General features: G+C 44.9%; 19 protein-coding genes and 1 riboswitch. Of the genes, 7 read left to right on the top strand and 12 right to left on the bottom strand.

What is annotated here, in order from left to right:
* A complete protein-coding gene (locus tag AAA943_RS13510; protein WP_338224794.1) occupies nucleotides 1-1152 on the top strand; it encodes a DUF4221 family protein in 1152 nt (383 codons plus the stop codon).
* On the opposite strand, the gene AAA943_RS13505 is transcribed toward AAA943_RS13510, so the two are convergent.
* From AAA943_RS13505 to AAA943_RS13485, 5 genes are all read right to left on the bottom strand, one after another.
* Entirely contained in the window at nucleotides 1153-1734 is a 582-nt protein-coding gene (locus AAA943_RS13505) for an HD domain-containing protein (RefSeq protein ID WP_338224793.1), read from the bottom strand.
* Entirely contained in the window at nucleotides 1734-2624 is an 891-nt protein-coding gene (locus AAA943_RS13500) for a YitT family protein (RefSeq protein ID WP_338224792.1), read from the bottom strand. The genes AAA943_RS13505 and AAA943_RS13500 overlap by 1 nt, the downstream gene beginning before the upstream one ends.
* Before the next feature lie 127 nt (nucleotides 2625-2751).
* Nucleotides 2752-3354 (bottom strand): trimeric intracellular cation channel family protein, encoded by a 603-nt coding sequence (locus AAA943_RS13495; protein WP_338224791.1) that lies wholly within the window; start codon nucleotides 3352-3354, stop codon nucleotides 2752-2754.
* Between the two features lie 24 nt (nucleotides 3355-3378).
* A complete protein-coding gene (locus AAA943_RS13490) occupies nucleotides 3379-3993 on the bottom strand; it encodes a class I SAM-dependent methyltransferase (RefSeq protein ID WP_338224790.1) in 615 nt (204 codons plus the stop codon).
* Nucleotides 3980-4882, bottom strand: a complete 903-nt coding sequence (locus AAA943_RS13485; RefSeq protein ID WP_338224789.1) for a patatin-like phospholipase family protein — start codon at nucleotides 4880-4882, stop codon at nucleotides 3980-3982. Before AAA943_RS13485 ends, AAA943_RS13490 begins: the two co-directional genes overlap by 14 nt.
* Before the next feature lie 56 nt (nucleotides 4883-4938).
* On the opposite strand from AAA943_RS13485, the gene AAA943_RS13480 reads away from it, so the two are divergent.
* The 4 genes from AAA943_RS13480 to AAA943_RS13465 are packed head-to-tail and all read left to right on the top strand — an operon-like array spanning nucleotide 4939 to nucleotide 7915.
* A complete protein-coding gene (locus tag AAA943_RS13480) occupies nucleotides 4939-5361 on the top strand; it encodes a VOC family protein (protein WP_338224788.1) in 423 nt (140 codons plus the stop codon).
* A 9-nt stretch (nucleotides 5362-5370) separates the two neighbouring features.
* Complete coding sequence (locus AAA943_RS13475) at nucleotides 5371-6432, top strand: aminotransferase class I/II-fold pyridoxal phosphate-dependent enzyme (protein WP_338224787.1); 1062 nt, start codon at nucleotides 5371-5373, stop codon at nucleotides 6430-6432.
* The gene (locus tag AAA943_RS13470) at nucleotides 6429-7667 is read left to right on the top strand and encodes a serine hydrolase (RefSeq protein ID WP_338224786.1); all 1239 of its coding nucleotides are present in this window, start codon (nucleotides 6429-6431) and stop codon (nucleotides 7665-7667) included. The genes AAA943_RS13475 and AAA943_RS13470 overlap by 4 nt, the downstream gene beginning before the upstream one ends.
* Nucleotides 7664-7915 carry a hypothetical protein gene (locus tag AAA943_RS13465; RefSeq protein WP_338224785.1) on the top strand — a complete coding sequence of 84 codons (252 nt, stop codon included), beginning with the start codon at nucleotides 7664-7666 and terminating at the stop codon, nucleotides 7913-7915. The genes AAA943_RS13470 and AAA943_RS13465 overlap by 4 nt, the downstream gene beginning before the upstream one ends.
* Here AAA943_RS13465 and AAA943_RS13460 read toward each other — a convergent pair.
* Nucleotides 7912-9348: a DASH family cryptochrome gene (locus AAA943_RS13460; RefSeq protein WP_338224784.1), complete on the bottom strand. Its 1437-nt coding sequence runs from the start codon at nucleotides 9346-9348 to the stop codon at nucleotides 7912-7914. The two genes, AAA943_RS13465 and AAA943_RS13460, sit on opposite strands and share 4 nt — an antisense overlap.
* A gap of 172 nt (nucleotides 9349-9520) precedes the next feature.
* Here AAA943_RS13460 and AAA943_RS13455 point away from each other — a divergent pair, with 172 nt between their 5' ends.
* Nucleotides 9521-11926, top strand: coding sequence for an alpha-L-rhamnosidase-related protein (locus tag AAA943_RS13455; RefSeq protein WP_338224783.1), 2406 nt, complete (start codon nucleotides 9521-9523; stop codon nucleotides 11924-11926).
* Nucleotides 11927-11971: 45 nt separating this feature from the next.
* On the opposite strand, the gene AAA943_RS13450 is transcribed toward AAA943_RS13455, so the two are convergent.
* From AAA943_RS13450 to AAA943_RS13435, 4 genes are all read right to left on the bottom strand, one after another.
* Nucleotides 11972-14188, bottom strand: coding sequence for a DUF5916 domain-containing protein (locus AAA943_RS13450; protein ID WP_338224782.1), 2217 nt, complete (start codon nucleotides 14186-14188; stop codon nucleotides 11972-11974).
* 85 nt (nucleotides 14189-14273) lie between these two features.
* The gene (locus AAA943_RS13445) at nucleotides 14274-14705 is read right to left on the bottom strand and encodes a secondary thiamine-phosphate synthase enzyme YjbQ (protein ID WP_338224781.1); all 432 of its coding nucleotides are present in this window, start codon (nucleotides 14703-14705) and stop codon (nucleotides 14274-14276) included.
* A gap of 22 nt (nucleotides 14706-14727) precedes the next feature.
* Nucleotides 14728-15444, bottom strand: a complete 717-nt coding sequence (locus AAA943_RS13440; RefSeq protein ID WP_338224779.1) for a DUF4919 domain-containing protein — start codon at nucleotides 15442-15444, stop codon at nucleotides 14728-14730.
* Nucleotides 15441-16286 (bottom strand): fumarylacetoacetate hydrolase family protein, encoded by an 846-nt coding sequence (locus tag AAA943_RS13435; protein ID WP_338224778.1) that lies wholly within the window; start codon nucleotides 16284-16286, stop codon nucleotides 15441-15443. The genes AAA943_RS13440 and AAA943_RS13435 overlap by 4 nt, the downstream gene beginning before the upstream one ends.
* A gap of 92 nt (nucleotides 16287-16378) precedes the next feature.
* Nucleotides 16379-16475: riboswitch (TPP riboswitch) on the top strand.
* A 142-nt stretch (nucleotides 16476-16617) separates the two neighbouring features.
* On the opposite strand from AAA943_RS13435, the gene AAA943_RS13430 reads away from it, so the two are divergent.
* A complete protein-coding gene (locus AAA943_RS13430) occupies nucleotides 16618-19005 on the top strand; it encodes a TonB-dependent receptor (protein ID WP_338224777.1) in 2388 nt (795 codons plus the stop codon).
* A 67-nt stretch (nucleotides 19006-19072) separates the two neighbouring features.
* Here AAA943_RS13430 and AAA943_RS13425 read toward each other — a convergent pair whose 3' ends face one another.
* Nucleotides 19073-19558 (bottom strand): hypothetical protein, encoded by a 486-nt coding sequence (locus AAA943_RS13425; protein ID WP_338224776.1) that lies wholly within the window; start codon nucleotides 19556-19558, stop codon nucleotides 19073-19075.
* A gap of 508 nt (nucleotides 19559-20066) precedes the next feature.
* On the bottom strand, nucleotides 20067-21179 hold the full coding sequence (locus AAA943_RS13420; protein WP_338224775.1) for an amidohydrolase family protein: 1113 nt from the start codon (nucleotides 21177-21179) through the stop codon (nucleotides 20067-20069).
* Nucleotides 21180-21187 lie beyond the last annotated feature (8 nt).

Here is a 21187-nt window from a genome sequence, read left to right as displayed (position 1 = left end):
ATGAGAAAATTAACCCTACTTCTATGTCTTCCTCTTCTGTTTTCCTGTGGAGGAAACTCCTCTGAAAAGACCGAATCAGGAAATATCTTGGAGAATCTGAGTTTTACAGTGGATACAGTTTTGATCGATGCAGGGGAGGATTTCTTTGTTCTCAACAGTGGTCTCGGAGCCAAAGTAATCAGCGAGGATGGGAATACTCTGTATTTTTTCGAAAGGGATCCTTTGAATCTCGTAGAGGTTGACCTCAATAGCTTAAGGCTAGTGCGGAAAACGCCCTTTCAAAAAGAAGGTCCCGATGGCATAGGGTCTTATCTGCTCGGGTTCCAGGTAAGTGGAAAAGAAGAACTGTTTATCCATGGGTTTAATACTCTAGGTAAATACAATTTCAAGGGAGAGAAAACAGAGAATTTGAATATCATGCCAGAAGGAATTGATAAGCTTTTGGCTGAAAATCTTTATCAGATTTATGGAAAGGCAATTTTTGATTTCGAGAAATATCGAATCTTCTCTCAGCCTTCAGGAGAAGAATTCAAAGAAAAAGAACTTTTTATAATTGATCCGTCAACCAAAACACTGAGAAGAAAGTCTGTCCCGGAAATGAAAGCGGTTAATGAATTTTCCGGAACCCTGACTACGATTTCCAGAGAGACCAAAATGGTTCGATACTTTGGAGTCGGAAATTATATATCACTCGAAAACGGCCAAATCTTCCTTTCTGCAGGCTCTATGAGTGGGCTATACCGATTTGATATTGGCACAGATAGTCTCACATTTATCCCAATCCAGCATCAAAAGTTCCCCAATCGCATGCAGGTAAAGGTTAACAATCTCCCCACTGATGAGGCCGAGTTTAGGGAAGATCGAAGAAAAGTTTTTGCAGAATTAAATTACATGGAGCCGCTTTGGGACGAAACCCGAAAGATGTATTTGCGCTTGGGCAAAAAAACATTTCTGGGCGAAAAACAAGGAGATCCATCCAAATTCGAAGTATTTCTTTTTGCTTATGATGAAGACTTCAAGGTTTTGGGCGAAACTAAAATCGAGGGTTTGAAACAAGTTCCTGAAAATTACTTTTGGAAAAACGGCAAGCTTTGGTCCTATGTCAATGTGGAGGATGAATTGGGCTTTGCGGTGATGGAGTTTACCTTTTGACTAAACCAACCCCAATCGCTTCTTCACCGTCAGCAGATTTTCCTGCTTTTTGGGTTCGCGGTTTTGACGGCAGTATTCGGTATGGTAGTGGTGCTTTTCCATAAACACCAACTGAAGTTCGTCCCAAGCCTGCCGGGTAAAGCTGGGATTGAAATGCTTGAGTTCGGTGTATAGATTTTCTCCTACTTCTTCAAATAGATCCGTTCCCAGGTATTCCAAATCCGCATCGGCAAGAATATATTCCAGATGGTTTTTGGGGCTTTGGGGGATTTTGGTGGCCATGATCATGCCTTTGATTTTATCCAGGTCTTCGGTGGAATAGGCTTGGGAAAGGTACCCTTCGGCGATCACACAGCCTTTTTCTTCATGATCTTTGGGGTTGTCGATAAATCCGGTATCGTGAAAAAGTGCCGCTAGTTTTAGCAGTTCCAGATCATAGGGCCCCACATTTTCCTCCTTGGCCAGTGAGACAGACTGCTGAAGCACATAGTCGGTATGCGCCAGATTGTGGTAGGTCAGGTGGGCCGGAAGTTTTTCCAGAATATCCCGATAGATCGTATGTTGGATTGTTTCAAATTCCATCAGTCATGTTTTTTTCCGACTTTTTTGATGACTCCTCCTTTGACTTCCTTGATGGTCTGCACATAGAAGAAAGCCTTTGGGTCTATGGCCTGAATCGCCAGTTTGATCCGGTGTACTTCCAGTCGGGTTACTACGGTCATTATGATATCACAGGGGTGATGAATATGAAAGGTCTCCGGTAGGTAGCCCCGTTCCCCTTTATATACCGAGATCGCCTTGCCAAATTCCTTGACGATCAGCTCCTTCACCTTATCATCCTCCTTGGAGATGATGGTGAGTGCAGTGTATTCTTCAAATCCCTCCACCACATAATCAGTGGTCTTGATAGCAGTAAAATAGGTCAGGATAGAATACATGGCAGGTTCTATGCCAAAAACAAATGCAGCCGAAAGCATGATCAGGGAATTGAGAAAAACGGTGATTTCACTGGCTGAGAGGGCCGAGTTTTTTTGAAAATACTCCGTAATCACCTCAAAACCATCTATCAAGCCTCCCCCACGGATGATCAAGCCGATCCCCGTGCCCATCAGAAATCCCCCGAAAACCGCAATCAAAACCTTGTCCTGAGTAACCGTGGGAAACTCAACAAAATGGAGTATAAGTGTCAACAAAAACACTGAAAAAGCCGATTGAATAGCAAAGGTTTTGCCCACTTTCTTCCAGCCCAAAGCCAGAAATGGGATGTTCAGTAAGACCAAAAGCAGATTCAAGTCCACTCCATATCCCAAATTCACCAAAATGGCGATTCCGGTTACTCCTCCATCCAGAAACTTGTTGGGAAGCATGAATGCCTCCAATGCAACTGCTGCAAAAGCAACTCCAACTACGATGTAAACCAGGGAGGTCGGATCAAAAATCGATCTCCAGTCTATGCTGTCTTTAGGGTTCATTAAGGGCGTTGAAAAGTTTCTTTTTCAAAATATGGAATAAAGTAAGGAAAAATTAGATAAAAACGCTTCTCGACCAAATTTTAAAGCCGATTCTTTCTTTTATCCGCTCCAAAAGAACACTTTTTTCTTAATCCAAGCGGGGAAGGCTCAACTTGTACCTCATAGCAATCATGCGGATCGAGATGATGATGCTCATGGAGATCAATAGATTGTAGTTTCGTTCCAATCCTAAATAGTCAAATATTAAATAAACAACTGCCCCGACCAAACAGGCCGAAGCATAGATTTCTTTCCGAAATAGAATAGGAATCTCATTGGTCAAGGTATCCCGAATGACTCCACCCATAACGGCAGTAAACATTCCCATAATGGCCGCGATTTCGGGTCTTACTCCGAGATTCAGTGCTTTTTCCACTCCCAAAACAGTAAAAAACCCAATGCCTAATGTGTCAAACAGGAAAAAGGTCTTGCGAAGACGGCTCAGAAGGTTGGGAAAAAGGAAGGCCGCTAAGATTCCCAGCAAAATGGAATAGAGAAAATGAATATCCCCGATCCAAACCAAGGGATAGCTGTCCAGCAAAATATCACGGAGTGTTCCTCCACCGATAGCCGTTATGAATCCGGTAAATCCTGCGCCAAAGAGATCGTGTTCTTTTTCCCTAACTGCCAAAGCGCCGGAAATAGCGAAGACAAAAGTACCGATCAATTCTAAGGCATATTGTAGCTCCATGGATTTGTAAATTGACTTGTCAAACTAGACCTTTTCCAACAAAAAAACTCCCATTTCCCGAAGGCCGAGAACATGGACGGTTTTGGGATGCTCCAGGAAGCGGAAACCCATTTGAAGCAAGTTATCCACATGGCTGGAATTGAGCAAAAACCGCTCTGAACCGTCAAGAAGGCCGAATTTATCGTTTTTTAGCGGTTCACTTTTCCCCGAGATCCCACAAAAATCCGTGGTCATCCGAAACCAGAAAATGCCTCCCGGCTTAAGTACCCGATGAATTTCCCGGACCATTTGCCAGAAGTTATCCACATTTTCTGCAAAGTGGAGAACTGCCGAGCAGATTACGGCATCAAAGGCTTGGTGATGAAAAGGAATCTCCTCCAACCGACCCCTTTGAAATCGGTGGATATCAAATTCCGGATTCAGACTTTTGGCCATATACCGGCAATACTGAATAGCGGTCTCGTTGGAGTCTATCCCGAAAACCTGATATTCCTTTTGGATAAAGTACACGGCATTTCTTCCTTCTCCGCATCCTGCGTCGAGGATCTTCATTTCTTTGGCGAATCTACCTTTTAGGATCTGGTCCAAGAGGTAGATATCCACATTGCCAAGGAGGCGATTGAGTTCAGTTATTTCCATTTTCGATCGCATTCAGGGCCTTTTCGGCTTTGATTCTTCCGATTTCTATCATTTCTGCAGATCGGTGAAACTCCAGTGTTCCGGATTGTTTTCTGGACACCTTGATCAAAACATCAACTGAATATTTTTCCAGCATCATCTCACAATACCGATCCTGAAGCAGGTCAAAAGAACGGGTGACCAAGTCGAGGGCTGAATAGGAGACCTCCTTGGCTTCTTTCTCCTCATCCGGGAAAAATTGCTTCATTTTCTGTTGGTATTCTTTCAGCCATTTGGGCATGGACAGGAAGCTCTTTCCCGAGGGATCTTTCTTTGGCGGGGAAATGTAATCCTCTTCCAGCCCATTGACATCTACTACTACCAGCAGGGTACCTTTGGACTGACTCAAAAGCGATATGGGTATGGGATTTAAGACTCCCCCATCGATAAAAAACTGATTCTGAACCTTGGCAGGCAGGAATACTGAGGGAATACTACCGGAGGCACGAATGGCGGAATAAAGACTTCCTTCCTTGAAAATATGTTCCTTACCGGTCTTTACATTGACTGCATTGCAGGAAAAGGCAAGTCCCAAATCCTCGATTTTGTAATCCTGCACCACTTTTTTTAAGGCATGAAACACCTTTTCCCCTTTAATAAATCCCTTGCTGGAGAAGGTAAAATCCATCAGAGAAAAGACATCTATTCGGTCCAAATTACAAATCCAGTCCCGAAAGTCATTCAGTTTCCCTGCTGCATACATTCCACCCACCAAAGCTCCAGCGGAGCATCCGGCGATTTCCGAGATTTCATAGCCTCTTCTCTCCAATTCCTGAATGACTCCTACGTGTGCCAAGCCCCTCGCCCCACCGCTGCTCAAAACCAATGATACTTTCTTCTTTTTTGACATATCTTTAGGGAGGAAAAGTCTTTTGCACTTAAAAATTTATTTCAAAAGTAAGCAATATGAGCGAATTTAAACCCTTTCACTTAGCCTTCCCGATTCGGGATATCGAAGAAACCCGCCAATTTTATGGAGATCTCCTGGGCTGCGAAATCGGAAGAAGTACCGATAGGTGGATCGATTTCAACTTCTTTGGCCATCAGCTGTCTGCCCACATCAAGCCGGAAGAATTGGCCAATGCGAAAACGAATGAAGTGGATGGGAAAAATGTTCCGGTACGGCATTTTGGGGCGATTTTGGGCTGGGAGGAATGGCATCAGCTGGCCGATAAGCTCAAAGCTCACGGGACCGAGTTTGTGATCGAGCCTTACATTCGGTTCAAAGGGGAAGTGGGTGAGCAGGCGACCATGTTTTTCCTGGACCCCTGTGGCAATGCCCTCGAATTCAAATCCTTTCAGGATCCTTCTCAAATTTTTGCCAAATAAGCCTCTGTTTTGAAAGTAATTCGCCTTGGGCATCGGTTGGGACCTGAGTTTCAGGTGGGGAAAAAGGAGTATCTTTTTTTCAGCGGGACCTCCTATTTGGGTATGGACCAAGATCCCCTTTACGAAGCTGTATTGTTCGATTGCATCCGGCAGTATGGGTTCAATCATGGGCTCAGTCGGGTGAATAATCTTCAATTGAAGGTGTTTGATGAGTTTGAAGCCTTTTTTGCCAAAAAAGCAAAGGCAGAAGCTGCTGCGGTAATGAGTTCCGGATACTTGGCAGGAATTACCGCTTGGAAGTGGCTTTATCCACAATCTGATCTTTGTTGGATTGCTCCTGATGCCCATCCTGCGATCTTACCTGCTGACTTGATTCCTGATTCCCAATTAAATTTTACACAATGGAAAAAGCATTGTTTAGAGCAGTCAGAATTACTTTCTTCCCGAAAAATTCTTATTCTGGGCAATGCGGTGGATCCGCTAAAGGCTGAAATCCATTCCTATGAATGGGCCAAAGAAATCGCCCAAAAACATCAAGTCACACTTCTGATTGATGACAGTCACGCTTTTGGGGTATTGGGAAAAGGGGTTTTTGGAACTTATTCCCACTGGATCGACCCGAAAATCAATTTGGTCGTTTCCGGGTCTTTGGGAAAAGGCCTGGCTATGCCTGCCGGAATCATCCTTGGCAAAAAGGAAGTAATCGGGGGGATGAAATCACAAACGGTGTTTACCGGTGCTTCTCCCGGTTCTCCGGCCAATCTTCAGGCTTTCTTAGAGACTCAGGAAATCTATCAGGTACAAAGCAAAAAAATCAGGGACTTTTCGGCGATCTTCAGTCAGGAAACCCGGTCTTTTTCTTCTGTAACCGGATCGAGACATTTTCCGGTATTTATTCTCAAGGACGATTCTTTGGCGGATCGTCTGGAGAAAAAGGGCATTATTGTCTCCTCTTTCCCCTATCCCAAGCCGGATAGTCCAAAAATCAGCCGTGTCGTCCTTTCCGGATTCCATACATTGGGTGACTTGATGGTCTTACTTGAATATTTGTATCAATTGTCAGAAAAATGATCAAACGCTTAGCTTCTTTGTTGCTTCTCTTTTGGGTTTTCGGTTGCCAAAACCAAGAGCCAATTCCTTTTGAGGATGGATTAAATGATTATCCAATGCTCTCCAAAGTTTTGGGAGATCCGGAAAAATATCAGGTTCAAATTCTTTTTACCCGGATTGACAGAAACGAGCATGGCAAGCCCATTTTCACGGATTTTCCGCTTCATGTGGATGATACCCATTATTTCTATCCAGCCTCTACGGTGAAGTTGCCAATTGCAGTTTTGGCTTTGGAATGGCTCGAAGAACAGCAAATCGAGGGTTTGACTCTCGAGACAAACATGCTGACCGATTCCGTGAAACCTTCCCAAGTGCCGGCATTGGCTGATTCTACCTCCGAATCAGGTCTTCCCAGCATCGGTCACTATATCAAAAAGATTCTTTTGGTATCGGATAATGATGCCTCCAATCGACTGTATGAACTGATGGGGATGGACTACGTCAATCGGAAGCTTCGGGAAAAAGGATTGGACAACACCATCATTTTGCAGCGCCTGAGTTTTCCGGCTACTCCTGAGGAAAACAGAAATTTCAACCCTATCCGATTTGTGGATAAGTCCGGAAAAACACTCTTAGAACTTCCTGAAAGGCAATCTGACAGTGTCTATGTCGTGCCTGGAAATCCTAAAATTGGGAAGGCGTATTATGTAAAAGGAACCTTGGTAGAGGAACCTATGGATTTCTCCTATAAGAATAAGTTTGCATTATCGGATTTGCACGGAGTCGTACAGCGCCTGATTTTTCCTGAGTCCTTTTTGGAGTCTGAACGATTCGCCATCAATGAGGAGCATAGGAAATTCATTTTGAAATACATGAGTATGTTTCCTGCCGAAAGCGACTATCCTTCCTATGACCCGGTAGAGTATTACGATGGGTTTTCTAAGTTCTTCAAGTTTGGAACGTCAAAAGAGCCGATTCCCAATCGATTCCGCATTTTCAACAAAACAGGTTGGTCCTATGGGTACCTGATCGACGGAAGTTATTTCGTGGATTTTGAAAACGGGGTAGAGTTTTTTGTTTGCGCGGTAGGGTATTTTAATGATAACCAAACACTCAATGACGACACCTATGAGACGGACTCCATTGGCTTGCCTTTTTTCACCGAATTGGGTGAATATCTCTATCAGATGGAGCTGAGGCGGAAAAAGCAGATTCCAGCGGATTTGGCATCCTTTCAAATGGATTGGAAAAAATGAAGGATTTTTTGGAATACTTAAAATCCAAGACCACCCTGTTCTTGATGGGATTCTTTATGGTCTTTTATTTCGTCTTTGTGCAGGCTAATGTTTATCCTACCCTAACTTTCGATTTTTCGGTAGCGAAAGAAGCTAAGACTTGGTCGGAGTTGGGTTTTATGACCTTGTTTATTCTAGTTTCCCAATATTTTTGGTTTTGGAAAGCAAACAGAAAGTTTTTGGTAAAAAGAGATCCTAAGGGAAATTAGACTCTCTCCAGACTGGAAATTTTGACTAAGGGCTGTGGATAAGTATGGCCTAGTTGAATTTTTAATTCGCGTAATTGACTCGAATACAGTTCCCAAGGCTGGTGGATGGAGAATCCAGAAAGTGGCGCAAGTTCCGGAACCCAAATCCGCACATAATCTCCATTGGGATCGTAGTTTTTTGCCTGACGGAGAATATTGAAATAGCGGTTTTCTCTCGGGTCATTGCCTACACCACCCACATACATCCAGTTGCCCCAATTAGAGCAGACATCATAATCGATCAATTGGCTTTCAAAATAGCTTGCTCCCCAAGTCCAGTCAACACCCAGGTCGTTGACTAGGAAGCTTGCGACCAATTGTCTACCTCGGTTGGACATGAATCCCGTGGCTTTGAGCTCACGCATGTTGGCATCAATAAAGGGGACTCCTGTCTTCCCTTCCACCCAAGCCTCAAATTGAGACTTATCTCTGCGCCAGGAGTCCACTTGATTTTTTATTCCCCCCACATGGAATATTTTATCTCCGTGCTTTTGGGCGATAAAGCGAAAATAATCCCGCCAAATCAATTCAAATACCAGCCAATATGTGCTGTTGTTCTTTTTTCGTTGACGCTCATATTTTTTCACTTCCTCGAATATGGACCTCGGAGAAATGCACCCCAAAGCCAGCCATGGAGAAAATTTGGAGCTGTAATCCATACCAATCAGCCCATTCCGGGTTTCCTTGTAGGATTTGAGTAAATCTTTATCCCAAAAATAGGACTGAAGTCGCCCGAACGCTGATCGCTCTCCACCTTTCACCTTCATCCACGACTTCGATTCAGGCTCGGGTTTCTCCAGTCCAAGTTCTTTGAGGGATGGGATACCTGTCGAGGAGATATCCACTTCTTTAGTATAGTTTATTTTTGAAGGATTGGGGAAAGTCGGTCTTACCTTACTCAACTTTTCCACTTCCTTTCGGAAATGAGTAAATACTTCTGGGGTTTGGTTTACCGGGAAAGGCAAGTCATCCTTATGATAGAGTGTACTCTGCCAAAAACTTTCTGTAGGGATCCCCAAAGAAAAAGCCCCTTTTTCCAAGGCTGCTTCTACTTTTCTTTCTTCAGAAGTCACTTCCTTGGAAAAGAAGATGGCATCAACCTTAGCTTTTTCCGCTAGTTTGAGCAGCTCTTGTTCCGGATTCCCCCTTAGAATTATCAAATCTCCACGAAGCTCCCTGAAGGTTTTTTGCAAATCTTCCAAGGATTCCAAAAGGAATTGGGCCCGGAAGGAACCGGTCTTTGGCCATCCTATTTCCATTGTATCAAATTGTCTTGGATCCAAGACATAAACCGGGAGAACTTCTTTTCCCAATTGGATAGCCTTGGACAAGGTTTCATTATCTGAAACTCTGAGGTCATTTCGAAACCAAACCAGAACCCTGTTGTACTTCATGACTTGCGAACAGGGTGTTTAAGAAAAGTGTTTGAAAAGTTCCACAAAAAATATTTCCTTATTTTTGTTTTTTGGGAGAAATCGATTTCCTGTGTTCAGGCCCTGTTTTTTTTTGAGAAGTAGCCTGTTATTGTTCCTTTCGTGGGCTATTTTGGTCAAAAATCAAAAACCCATGCGAAACCAAACGTTATCTCTTCTTGCTTCAGTTTTGCTTTTTTCCTGTCAAGGAACCACAACTCCTGAATTGAGGATTTTCGAAGACTTAGCTACGCAGGAAGGGCTTTCCGGTAAGGCAGACTATTTGGCTTCTCCTTTTTCGGCGGCAGGCGACCGCATTTACCTTATAGGACATCAAAATGGTCAGTTTCCTGATTTGGGTTGGCACGTAGAGGGAGAGATGGGAGGCATTTGGCTGCATCCCATCAAACTGATGGATGGATTTACTGCTTCTGTGAGTTGGGATCAGCAGACCTATTGTCTCGATCAGGCAAAGACTTTTACCAATTATCCCTTCAGCAATCTCCATCATTTCCCTTTGGAAGGTTCTGGTGTCGAAGTGGAGCGGGTTCAGTTTGTCCCAGACGGAAAGGAAGGATTGACAGTACTTTTTCGAATCAAAAATGTGGATAAGTCAGAAAAAAAGGTTCGATTTCAGTTTAATGCCTTTGTAGATTTGATGCCGGTCTGGCTGGGTGAGCGTACAGGAATGATCGATCAGGCAGATATGGTTTCCTTTGATGAACTGACCAATACTTTTTCGGCCAAAGACCAAGGCAATCCTTGGTTTACTGTTTGGGGTACGACTGAGGGAGTTTCACTTTCCCCTCAGGATGGGCTTTCCTGTACTTTCTCTTCAAAAGGGAACGGTGCTGCAGTAGGCTTTTCACTGGAGGTAACTATCCCTGCTGGCGCTGAGCAGATTATTCCTGTTTTTATTGCGGGTTCTACCGAAAGTGAATTGAAGGCTATGGAAACCTTGGTAGATCTAAGGAAAAATTTAGATGCTGATTGGTTTGCCAAGAAAAGAAGATACGAGACTTTGGCCACACTTTCGGAAATAAAGATTCCAGACGTAGATTTGCAAAAAGCTTTTGAGTGGATCAAATACAATACAGATTGGCTGGTGCGGGACGTGCCCGGAATCGGAAGGGGTTTTGGAGCAGGCTTGCAGGATTATCCCTGGTGGTTTGGAGTGGATAGTGAATACACGATTCAGGGCTTGATTGCGACTGGTCGGAAGGATTTGGTTTACTCTACTTTGGAACTTATCCACAATCTTTCGGAAAAAGAAAACGGGAATGGCAGGATTGTACATGAAGTCAGTACCAACGGAGCGGTATTCAATCCTGGAAATATCAACGAGACTCCCCAATGGGCTTCTACCATTTGGGAAGTATACCGCTGGACTGGAGACCGGGAATTGTTGGAAAAATATTTCCCTTCAATTGAAAAGGGTTTGGATTGGTTGCTTCGGGAAAATGACAAAGACGGAAATCTTCTGGCCGATGGCTATGGGATGATGGAGATCCATGGGCTCAAATCCGAGATGATTGATGTTGCCGCCTATTCCCAAAAAGCCTTTGCCGATGCGGCAAAAATGGCTGAAATCCTCGGCAAAACTGAACTTTCCAAACGTTATCAACATACGGCTGAGGCTTTGGCTGCAAAGATCAATTCTGATTTTTGGGTGGAAGAATTCGGTAGCTATGCAGATTTTATCGGTACAGCTGAAGAGGCGCTACACCTGATTGAAGATGCGATAATCCGTGCTGATACCCTGGACAAACCTTGGGCTGTGGATGAATTGAAAGCAACAAAAGCCAAGTTATCCACATTACCAAAAGGACAAAAGCAAGGCTTTGTACTCTATCACAATTGGGTAGTCAATACGCCTATGGAAACAGGGGTTGCCGATCCTGAGAAAGCCAAAATCGCCTTGGCAACCGCAAAAAAATACACCAATCCTTTCGGCACTTTCGTGACGGGAATCGATCGGGATGAGCAGGCTGAAAATGAAGATGGGTCTTTTGCCGGAAGTAAGAGTTTTTCCTACACCGGAGCGGTGATGACTTTGCCCACAGGGGTTTCGGCCATTGGAGAAAACAACTACGGCAATCCGGATCAGGGATTGGATTACCTGAAGCGGATGACCAGAAGTTTTGGTTTTGCCCTGCCGGGTTCCATGTACGAGGTTTCTCCCGACTATGGCATGTTTACCCAAGCTTGGAACATGTATAGTTTTGGGGTGCCGATCGTCATGCAATTTTTTGGGATTCAGCCTGATGCCGGAAATAGGGTGATTTACATCCGTCCTCAAATGCCTTCTTCTTGGGAAGAGGCCTCTATTCAAAAAGTAATTGTGGGGGACAATGAAATTAACTTTAGCTATGTGGATAAGTCGGGAGCTCGGGTGATTGAGGTGGAGCAGACCCAGTCCAAATGGGGGATTTCCATCGAGATTCCTGAAGAGTTTTCCAAAGTGAAAATTTTGGGCAAAGAAGTAAGCTCGGACACCCAAAATGGCTACAGAAGAATCTTGATGACAGGAAAAAAAGTACGGGTGGAGGCGAGTAAATGAGTTAAGTGTTGGTAGATCCTTCTGAAGTCTCTATCAATTCAATTCTTACAGATTCAACCAATAATTCAACTTCAGCACCAAGGATCGCTGCTTGGGCATAAAGTCTCCCGGGAAGTAATTGTCCGTATAGACCAAGAAGAAATCCGAAACTGGGGCATATCTCCACTGCAGGCGGGTGTTGATATTCAGGTTGTCGATCTGATTGTTGTATTGGATAAAAGTGGTCCAAAATAGATTCTTGGTAAATGTCAGGTCAATCCTTGGCCCGACAAGGATCAAATCCGCATCGTTTTGTGGTTCCGGCAGTCGAATTCGGGCATAATTGAAATTCATGGAGATATTGGCAATGTAGCCTAGTCGCACCCCCATCTGACTCGTGACGCGCTGGATGTTTCCCGTAAAATATTGTCCAAACTCTCCTGTTGCCTCTATGTTGAATATTTTTCTGGGGTTGCTACGGTAATCTACCAAGAGATTTCTGAAGCGATAGTCAGATCCTGCTGGAAGGGCCTCTCCACCGGTTCTTGTGGGATCAAAATTATTGAACAGGTAGATGTATCGATTTCTTAGACTCAATTCCAACCTTGCCAGGGAATTGAATCGGACCTCGTAGCCTAAGTTGACGTCTCGGTCAGTGGTACCTAGCGTTTCATTCCAAAATCCCTCAAACTCCAGACTGGGCCCGTGGCGATTGATCAGTCTGGAATTGGGATAAAAAAGATAGCTCACATCCGGATTAAGTCGCTTGTAATCTTTTCTGGGAACAAATCCCACCTCGGGATTGAACTCCTTTCCCACGTCCTGATAGCTGAAACTCCAATTCCAATGCAAATCAGAATAAAGCACATAGGCATTGAAGGAATAAGGATTTTCTGTTTCTCCTGCTTCAAAGGTCCGATGATAAAAGACTTTACCAGTCCATCTGTTGTCTGCAGAGGCTAAGTTGAAGTCCATTCCCAACAGCCTGTTGTAGGCATTGGGATCAAAAAGCTGCTGAAATTCGTCCACAGCCAAAGATTCCCGATCCACGAAAATCAATCCGATATTGCTTCGTGTCCAGACTTTTCGTTGCACTGCCAGCACGCTGAAGTTTTTCCCCGCGATTCCGGCATCCTCATCGGTAGCGGTTTGCATATTCATCAGACCTACCCTCCAGTCATCGGTAACTTTTCCGCTCAAGCGGGCGCCGTAGATGATTTTACTCTGCACATTTTGTCCTGTTGCAGAGTCAATGTCCACTCCTATCCTTCTGGAGAAAAAAGGACGGGAACGCGGCTGACCAAAGCTGTCAAAGAGGTCGGCGTTTTCCAGGAAAAATTGCCTTCGCTCCGGAAAAAAGATCTCAAAACGGTCCAAATTGGTCACCTGCTCATCCACTTCCACCTGAGAAAAATCCGGATTGAATGTCAAGTCCAGATTCAATGCAGGTCCGATTCCTATTTTGGCGTCTCCTCCTGCAGTCGGGGTGAGGTCCTCCTGAGTTCCTTCCAGGAAATTTCTGGAGGTTCGGGCAGCGACATAGGGAATGATGGAAATATTGGCTGAAGATTTTTCCAATGCCTTCTCAAAGATCAGCTTTCTGCTGAAGGCTGTAGAAATGATGGGAAAATTTCTCGGAATCGGGGACCAGGAGCTTCTTTCTCCTTTATCACTGTCGATTCGGTAAAAATTGACGTTCCAGTTTTGGGCTCCGTCATTGAATCTCAAGGTGGAAAAAGGAATAATTACTTCCACTTGCCAATGATTTTCCATGATTTTGGCTTCGGCATACCATTTATTGTCCCAAGCAAGATTTAAGTCTTGGGATTGGGCCCCACCATTTGCCAATAGAGCTTCACGCTGTACTCCGTAGGGATTTACTCCAAACTGGAATGCATTGGTTTTGTCATTGAATGTATCAAAAACGAAGCTGATACCGTCATTTTGCTCACCTCGGTAATCTCTTCGAAGGGAAGTAGAGACATATTTTCTGGGCCCGAGATTTTCCATGATGGCGGCGATGTAGATGTTGTTTCCATCAAAAGCTACTTTGATTTTGGTCTGAGCAGCGGCCATTGAGGTATCCGAAGGGAAATATTGCATAAATCCCGTATTCCAGCCTTCTGGGTTGGTCCATATTTCCTCATCGAGCATTCCATCCAGCTGGATAGGCTCGTTCAGCAAAAAGGCAAATGCATTCGGTTCCGGATTGGGGGAAGATTGGCCAAATGCAGAAACAGAAGATGACAACCCCAGAATAATCAGGAGATAAGGAAGTTTCATAATCGGAAGGTGGTCACCAAAATTACTTTCTGCCGGGAGTTTTGATTCATTATTTTGATCAATGGCAGAATAGATAGGCGGAAGATTATTTTTCCAATCCGAACCCTGTCAAAACTAAATTTCTTGGTCCCCCATTTTTTCTGAATTCGCAGAGGTAAATCCCCTGCCAAATTCCCAAGGCAAGTTTTCCACCGGAAATAGGGATTTGCAGGCTTGTTCCGAAAAAAGCGCTCTTGATGTGTGCAGGCATATCATCTGCACCCTCGTAATTGTGGATAAACCGTGGATAAGTTTCCGGAATGAGCTCGTTTACAAAGGTTTGGAAATCTTTCCGGACCGTTGGGTCTGCGTTTTCATTGATGCAGAGTCCTGCTGAAGTGTGCTGGAGAAAAACCTGTAAAAATCCGATCCTGATTTGTCGGATTTCAGATAGAGCTTGCTCCACTTGCTCTGTGATCAAATGATAGCCTTGGGAAAAGGCTGGAAGTTGAACTTGTTTTTGAAAGTAAAGCGACATAATTGATGTTGAATAGACGCTCCTAATTTTCTGTGCTTTTTAGCATTTTTTCCAGGGTTTTGGAGGCGTGTTCGATCTGGAAATAGACAGGTACGGCCTGCTGCTCACCCTTTTCATCAATAAACACCATTTCCAAAATATCCACAAAGTTGCCAAACTGATCACTTCCCGAGCCCATTGTTCCAATCGATTGGCCCAGGAATAATTGGATAAAATTTTGCCCATCTGCCGGTCCTAGGGCAAAAAAGGCTGTTTCTGGGCTTGTTCCATCTCCAGACCAGGCCATCGCTTCCATGATCTTTTGAAATTTCCAGATTTCCAATCCGGATTCTTCTGGTCTCTCCAAATAATAAAGCGCGGCTGCTCTGCTCAAAATAGTTTGTTGGCTAACTGGCACTTTTGCCAAAAGAGAATCGGCACTTTCCAGTGCTTTTAGGTATTCGTTTTCTTCCACCCAATTGAAAATCTCCCGTTCTTTTTGAAAATATTCGTAGGGCTTGAATTCCTCCTCTGAAGTAAACCCGATTAACAGGTGAAGAATTTCCCGACCGTTTAAGGTGGTGTCTCCCTGATTAAATCTTGCCAACAGGGTAGAGTAGAAATATTCATTATTTGGGTTTTGGGCTCTGGCAAGGAAGTCTTCGAAATCCTGTTGGTAATTGAAATTCTGAGCCGTTATGGAAAAGGATATTCCGATCCATAAACAGGGGACGCATACCAGCGCTCGGGTGACATTCATATTCTTCCTACCGGGTTTTCTAAAGTCCCAATTCCATCAATTGTGATTTTGACCACATCTCCTGCCTGGAGTGTGAAATTATCCGGCACAATGCCCGTTCCGGTCATCATCAGGCAACCGATCGGAAAGGTGTTAGCCCGAAATAGCCAATCGGCCAATTCTTGGGGTTTTCTTTTCATCTGTGCCAACGTAGTTTCTCCCGAGGCGGCCATAGCACCGTCTCTGATAATCTCCAAGCGGATAGCAGTAGCGTCTGGAAGCATTTCTTCTTGCAGCAGGATACAAGGACCCACAGAAGCACAGCCTTGATATACTTTCGCCTGAGGGAGATAGAGTGGGTTTTCCCCTTCTATGCTTCGACTGCTCATGTCATTGCCTACGGTGAAGCCCTGCACTTTGCCTGAGGGAGAAATCAACAGGGTCAGTTCCGGTTCGGGGACATCCCAAGTAGAATCTTTTCGGATGTTCACTTTATCCCCGGGATTGGATACCCGGCTTGGTGTAGCTTTGAAAAAAAGCTCGGGGCGTTCTGCTCCATAGACCTTATCGTAGAAGTCAGCACCTCCTGCATCTTGAGATTCTTCCATCCGTGCAGTACGGCTTCGGTAATAGGTGACCCCAGCGGCCCAGATTTCCTGATTGCCCATCGGTGCCAAAAGGCCTTCTGCTTTGAGCTGTTCGGCATCTTCTGCAGAGATTTTTTCCCAATGGGAGGCTTCGGACTTCAATAGTTTGGGTAGATGTTCTCTTCCGAGTAGTTGATCCCAGTCGAGTTCTGGGCCAAGGAGTAGTTCAGAATCTGTCTCCAAAAGGGTTCCTGAGGTCAATTTAAAAAGGCGCATACGGCTTTGGGTTTGATGTTTGGCCTATAATTTATGAAAAAGGGATTGAAGCTAAGGCCTTGGAAAAAAACTTTTCACGCTTACCTTTGTTCCCAGATCATAAGGGGTGCCTTAATACAACGGGCTGAGATCATACCCATACGACCTGATCCGGGTAATGCCGGCGAAGGGAAATGAGAAAGCAGAGTAAACATTTCTAAGAATTTGACCAAAGCGGTACCCTTTGGGCAAGTGATGACTTGAATGCTTTGCTGTCGGGTAAAACAATCAACGGAAACCTCCCCTAGGCTTTCCCATGTTTCACTCAACCTCCCGAAAGGGAATAAGTATCATGAAAAAATTAATCTTTGGCCTCGCGCTTTGCTTGGCCAGTTCAGTTCTTTGGGCTCAAAACAGCATCAAAGGAAAAGTAGTGGACGCCCAGTCACAGCTTCCGTTAGTGGGAGCCTCTGTTTGGGCTGAAAATGCCGGAAGAGGAGCAGTCACCGATCGCGATGGGGTATTTGTCCTTAGTAAAATGCCCTCCGGAAATGTTGAAATCCGGGTTTCCTACCTGGGCTATGAGACACTAAAGACAAGTACAACCTTACCTACACAGGAACTCATAGAAATCCGATTGGAACCTAAGGATTTCCTTACTGAAGAGTTTATTGTTTCTGCTACCCGTGCTTCCGAAAACACGCCAACTACCTTTACCACGGTAGACAAGGCAGAGATCGCCAAGAGAAATTTGGGTCAGGACATTCCCATCCTGCTCAATTTTACCCCCTCGGTAGTGTCCCACTCGGATGCCGGAGCCGGGGTAGGTTATACCGGCCTTAGAATCAGAGGGACCGATCAGACCCGAATCAACGCCACCATCAATGGTATCCCCCTCAATGATGCTGAATCCCATGGGGTATTCTGGGTGAATATGCCTGATTTTGCCTCCTCGGTCGAATCCCTCCAAATCCAGCGGGGAGTCGGCACTTCTACCAATGGGGCGGCCACCTTTGGAGCGAGTCTGAACTTCCAGACTGACACGCGAAGGAATGAGGCTTACGCTGAGTTGGACAATGGCTTTGGCTCTTTCAACACCTGGAGAAATACGGTCAAAGCTGGGACAGGCTTGCTCAACAATCGCTTTGCGGTGGATGCCCGGCTATCCAAAATCACCTCTGACGGCTATGTGGACCGGGCCTTTTCAGATTTGAGCAGCTGGTTTGTTTCCGGTGGATATTACGGGGAAAAAAGCGTGATCAAGCTGATTGCCTTCTCCGGAAGGGAGCAAACCTACCAAAGCTGGTACGGACTGCCGGAATCCAAGCTGGAAAATGACCGAACCTACAACTTCTACACCTACGACAACGAAACGGACAATTACCAGCAGGATCACTATCAGTTGATCTATACCGGCATCCTAGGGTCCAACTGGAAAACCAATTTGGCCCTGCATTACACCTACGGTAGAGGATATTTTGAGCAGTACCGAGAGGATGATGCGTTTGAAAATTATGGATTGTCGCCGGTTCAGATTGGGAATGAGCTGATCGAAAGCACAGATATCATCCGTCGTCGCTGGTTGGACAATGATTTCTTCGGATTTGTGGGATCGGCAAATTATATCTCGGACGATGGACGCCTTGACCTGATTATCGGTGGTGGAGCCAATCGCTACGACGGGGATCATTTTGGAGAAATCATCTGGGCTCGGGTGGCAGGAAATACGGATATCCGTGATCGCTACTACGACAACAATGCGGTAAAAGACGATCGGAACATCTATTCCAAAGCGACCTTTGAGGTAAAACCCGGATTGAATCTATTCGGAGATTTGCAGGTGAGAGGGATAGATTATTCCTTCTTTGGGGTTAATGACGATCAGCGAATCGTGGACGGTCAGGAGTCTTACACCTTTTTTAATCCCAAGTTTGGATTCTCCTACGAAAAAGGTCCGCAAACTTGGTATGCGAGCTTTGCCGTGGCTAACCGAGAACCTACCCGCTCGGATTTTATTGACAATCCCATCACCGAAGTCCCAAGACCCGAACGGCTCAACAATATCGAGGCAGGGGTACGTGCAAAGACTGGCAACTTCACCTATAACGCCAATTTCTACTACATGGGCTACCAAGACCAACTGATCCTCACTGGGCAAATTAACGATGTCGGAGCCTACATTCGGGAAAATGTGGCTTCTTCCTACCGGGCAGGCATTGAGCTGGATGGAGCCTATGCCCTATCTCCGGCTTGGACTTTGGGTGGGAATATTGCTTTCAGCCAAAACAAAATCCGGGAGTTTACCGAATACATCGACGATTACAGCGTAGAGGAATTTCAGCAAGAGGCGTTTACCTATACCAACACGGATATCGCCTTCTCTCCAAATGTGGTAGGTTCTGCGATTATTGAGTTTAAGCCGAGCAAAAACCTCTCCCTTAACTGGCTGAGTAAGTACGTGGGTCGTCAGTTTTTGGACAATACGGCCAATGAAGCCAGATCGCTGGATGCGTTCTTTACCAATGACTTGCGAATCAGCTATTCTGCTACTCCGAGGTTTTTCAAAGGCTTGGAAGTCAACTTACTGATCAACAATATCTTCAATGAGCTATATGAGCCAAACGGCTATACGTTCAGCTACTTTGTGCCGGGAGATACAGGAAGGGAATTGATCACCGAAAACTTCTACTATCCTCAGGCAGGGACCAATTTCCTACTGGGATTACGAATGAAGTTTTAAAAATTGCTCACAGATGGCACAGATGAGCGCAGATAAAAATCTGTGAAAATCTGTGTCATCTGTGAGATCAACACAATTGAAGCCCTTTCTGGATTTGTGCCAAGGCACGAATCGCATCTTTCTCCCTGGCATAATCAAACACCAGCAGCTCATTTCCTTCCAGCTTTAGCACGCACTTGTAGGTGGTTATTTCAGAAGAAATTGTAGGGCTGATTCCATTGGGGAGGTTGCGGTGCTGATAGGTATGGTGGATCAATTCAGCATGATTTATCCCGGGAAGAGGTTCCCATTTGCCGGCTTTTACCCACAACATGCTTTGATATCTTTTGATCTTTTTCTTCTCAAAATCAATCAAGGTGCCGGAGAATGTAGAAATCAATCCCAAACCCAACAGTAAAGGGATTCCGCCAACCCAAAGTATTTTGGAAATAGGGGTAGATACCTCCAAAAAGAAAGGAGTAATCCAAACAGCTAGCCCCATTAAGATCGATACTGTTCCTGCAAGCAGATAGCCTGAATTTTTGTGGCGAGTATTGTGATGAAAGAGTAGCAAAAGAATAATTCAATTAGGAAAATAAAATTTATTCGCTGCCAAGAGTAAGAATATTCTCACAGATCACACAGATGAAAACAGATAAATTTGATCTGTAGATATCTGTGTCGTCTGTGAGCTATTCATTTTTCCTGCTACTCAGCAAGGCAAAAAACCACTCGTTTGAATATTAATTCCCCGTTCCTAATCTTTCTTTTCGAAGGGCTCCATCGGCAGCCAGTTGATTCAAATATTTGGCAGCGGTCATGCAGGAAACTCCGAGATCTCAGACTTGGATAAATGGACCGGTTTTCAAGCCATACTTTGTAAATAAAGGAAACATTTGCTTTACATGGGGAGTGCGATAGGTAAAGGAAACAAGCTTTTCTTTACATAAGCAGGAGTCTTTGCTAAGATTTTCCAATTTTCTTTACAGAGTCAAGGCAGTTTGTAAAGCAACTTATCATATAGGAAAAAGGCCAATGATTATCTTGAATCCTTGGCCTTTGCAGTTTTTTTAAAAGATCTATCAATCCGGAAATTGTGACTTATCCATTCCCGGCACGATTCGCAGCGCATTTTTGTAATACACTTTTTTCAATACCTCATCCGGAAGCCCCAATCCATACATGGCCCAAAAGGCATGGTACTTTTTGTAGTAGGGGAAATATTCGTCCTCAGTTTCCAAAACCCGGAAGTAGGTGTGGAATTCTTCGGGGTTGTAGGCGTCTTTGCCGAATAGCAATCTGTCCTGATATCGGATAAAGAACTCTTTGGCTCTTCTCGGCTGTCTTCCAAACTCCGCAATCACCGCTCCGATGCCAAAGTTGACGTTGGGATATTTTTCCAAATGCGCACTCGCGGCGTCGAGGTCATTGGCCATCCAGCCCATGTGGGCATTGATGAAGGTGGTTTTGGGATGCTTTGCAAATACGTTGTGCTGCTCTGCGATGATTTGCTCAAAGGGCACCGGGTCGGTATCGGATCGCTTTCGGTTGGGATTCAGTTTCAGTTCCAGCCACCGTTCGTTGTTGGCATCCATAGGTTGCCAGAAAGGCGCCGGATCTGCTGAGTGAATGAGCACGGGGATTCCCAATTCCCCGGCTTTTGCCCATACCGGATCCAAATCGGGATGATCCACGGGGATTCGGTTGCCATTGATGTCTTTGGAGTTGAGCCCGAGACTTTTGTAGATCTTCAGACCCACAGCCCCTGCAGCTACATCTTCTTCCAGCTCCTTGACAGCGATTCGGCTCCAGTTTTCATCCCCAAATCCAGCAAAATTCAGATTGGTAAATACCATGAATCTTCCCGGTGCATGGGTATTGAACTCCCTGATCATAGCTCGAATGTATTCCTGTTGGGTATTGCTGTCTCCCCTGCCAAATCCTCTTCCGCTCAGATTGACCAGCACTCCCATGTTGAGTTCTTCCATTTCTCTGACCAGCTGATCGATTTTTTCCTCATTGATGCCTCCCTGATGGCTATGGATATCCACAAAGGGGAATTTGGCACGAGTGACCGGATTTTGGGGGACTTTCAGCGTGGAGGGGGGATTGTATTCTTCGAAGCTCATTTCCTGGGCAAATGCTGAAGTCATTCCCAACAGGAAGAGAATCAGAAGATTTAGATTTTTTTTCATGGAAATAA

The organism is Algoriphagus confluentis (assembly GCF_036245625.1).
Classification (GTDB): Bacteria; Bacteroidota; Bacteroidia; order Cytophagales; family Cyclobacteriaceae; genus Algoriphagus; species Algoriphagus confluentis.
The sequence above is the reverse complement of the archived record's forward strand: the minus strand, read 5'-3'. Positions and strand labels throughout refer to the sequence as shown.

What these genes read in the sequence shown, in the direction of transcription:
- AAA943_RS13510 (WP_338224794.1), top strand. Translation starts at nt 1, where the DNA reads ATGAGAAAATTAACCCTACTTCTATGTCTTCCTCTTCTGTTTTCCTGT.
- AAA943_RS13505 (WP_338224793.1), bottom strand. Translation starts at nt 1,734, where the DNA reads ATGGAATTTGAAACAATCCAACATACGATCTATCGGGATATTCTGGAA.
- AAA943_RS13500 (WP_338224792.1), bottom strand. Translation starts at nt 2,624, where the DNA reads ATGAACCCTAAAGACAGCATAGACTGGAGATCGATTTTTGATCCGACC.
- AAA943_RS13495 (WP_338224791.1), bottom strand. Translation starts at nt 3,354, where the DNA reads ATGGAGCTACAATATGCCTTAGAATTGATCGGTACTTTTGTCTTCGCT.
- AAA943_RS13490 (WP_338224790.1), bottom strand. Translation starts at nt 3,993, where the DNA reads ATGGAAATAACTGAACTCAATCGCCTCCTTGGCAATGTGGATATCTAC.
- AAA943_RS13485 (WP_338224789.1), bottom strand. Translation starts at nt 4,882, where the DNA reads ATGTCAAAAAAGAAGAAAGTATCATTGGTTTTGAGCAGCGGTGGGGCG.
- AAA943_RS13480 (WP_338224788.1), top strand. Translation starts at nt 4,939, where the DNA reads ATGAGCGAATTTAAACCCTTTCACTTAGCCTTCCCGATTCGGGATATC.
- AAA943_RS13470 (WP_338224786.1), top strand. Translation starts at nt 6,429, where the DNA reads ATGATCAAACGCTTAGCTTCTTTGTTGCTTCTCTTTTGGGTTTTCGGT.
- AAA943_RS13465 (WP_338224785.1), top strand. Translation starts at nt 7,664, where the DNA reads ATGAAGGATTTTTTGGAATACTTAAAATCCAAGACCACCCTGTTCTTG.
- AAA943_RS13460 (WP_338224784.1), bottom strand. Translation starts at nt 9,348, where the DNA reads ATGAAGTACAACAGGGTTCTGGTTTGGTTTCGAAATGACCTCAGAGTT.
- AAA943_RS13455 (WP_338224783.1), top strand. Translation starts at nt 9,521, where the DNA reads ATGCGAAACCAAACGTTATCTCTTCTTGCTTCAGTTTTGCTTTTTTCC.
- AAA943_RS13450 (WP_338224782.1), bottom strand. Translation starts at nt 14,188, where the DNA reads ATGAAACTTCCTTATCTCCTGATTATTCTGGGGTTGTCATCTTCTGTT.
- AAA943_RS13445 (WP_338224781.1), bottom strand. Translation starts at nt 14,705, where the DNA reads ATGTCGCTTTACTTTCAAAAACAAGTTCAACTTCCAGCCTTTTCCCAA.
- AAA943_RS13440 (WP_338224779.1), bottom strand. Translation starts at nt 15,444, where the DNA reads ATGAATGTCACCCGAGCGCTGGTATGCGTCCCCTGTTTATGGATCGGA.
- AAA943_RS13435 (WP_338224778.1), bottom strand. Translation starts at nt 16,286, where the DNA reads ATGCGCCTTTTTAAATTGACCTCAGGAACCCTTTTGGAGACAGATTCT.
- AAA943_RS13430 (WP_338224777.1), top strand. Translation starts at nt 16,618, where the DNA reads ATGAAAAAATTAATCTTTGGCCTCGCGCTTTGCTTGGCCAGTTCAGTT.
- AAA943_RS13420 (WP_338224775.1), bottom strand. Translation starts at nt 21,179, where the DNA reads ATGAAAAAAAATCTAAATCTTCTGATTCTCTTCCTGTTGGGAATGACT.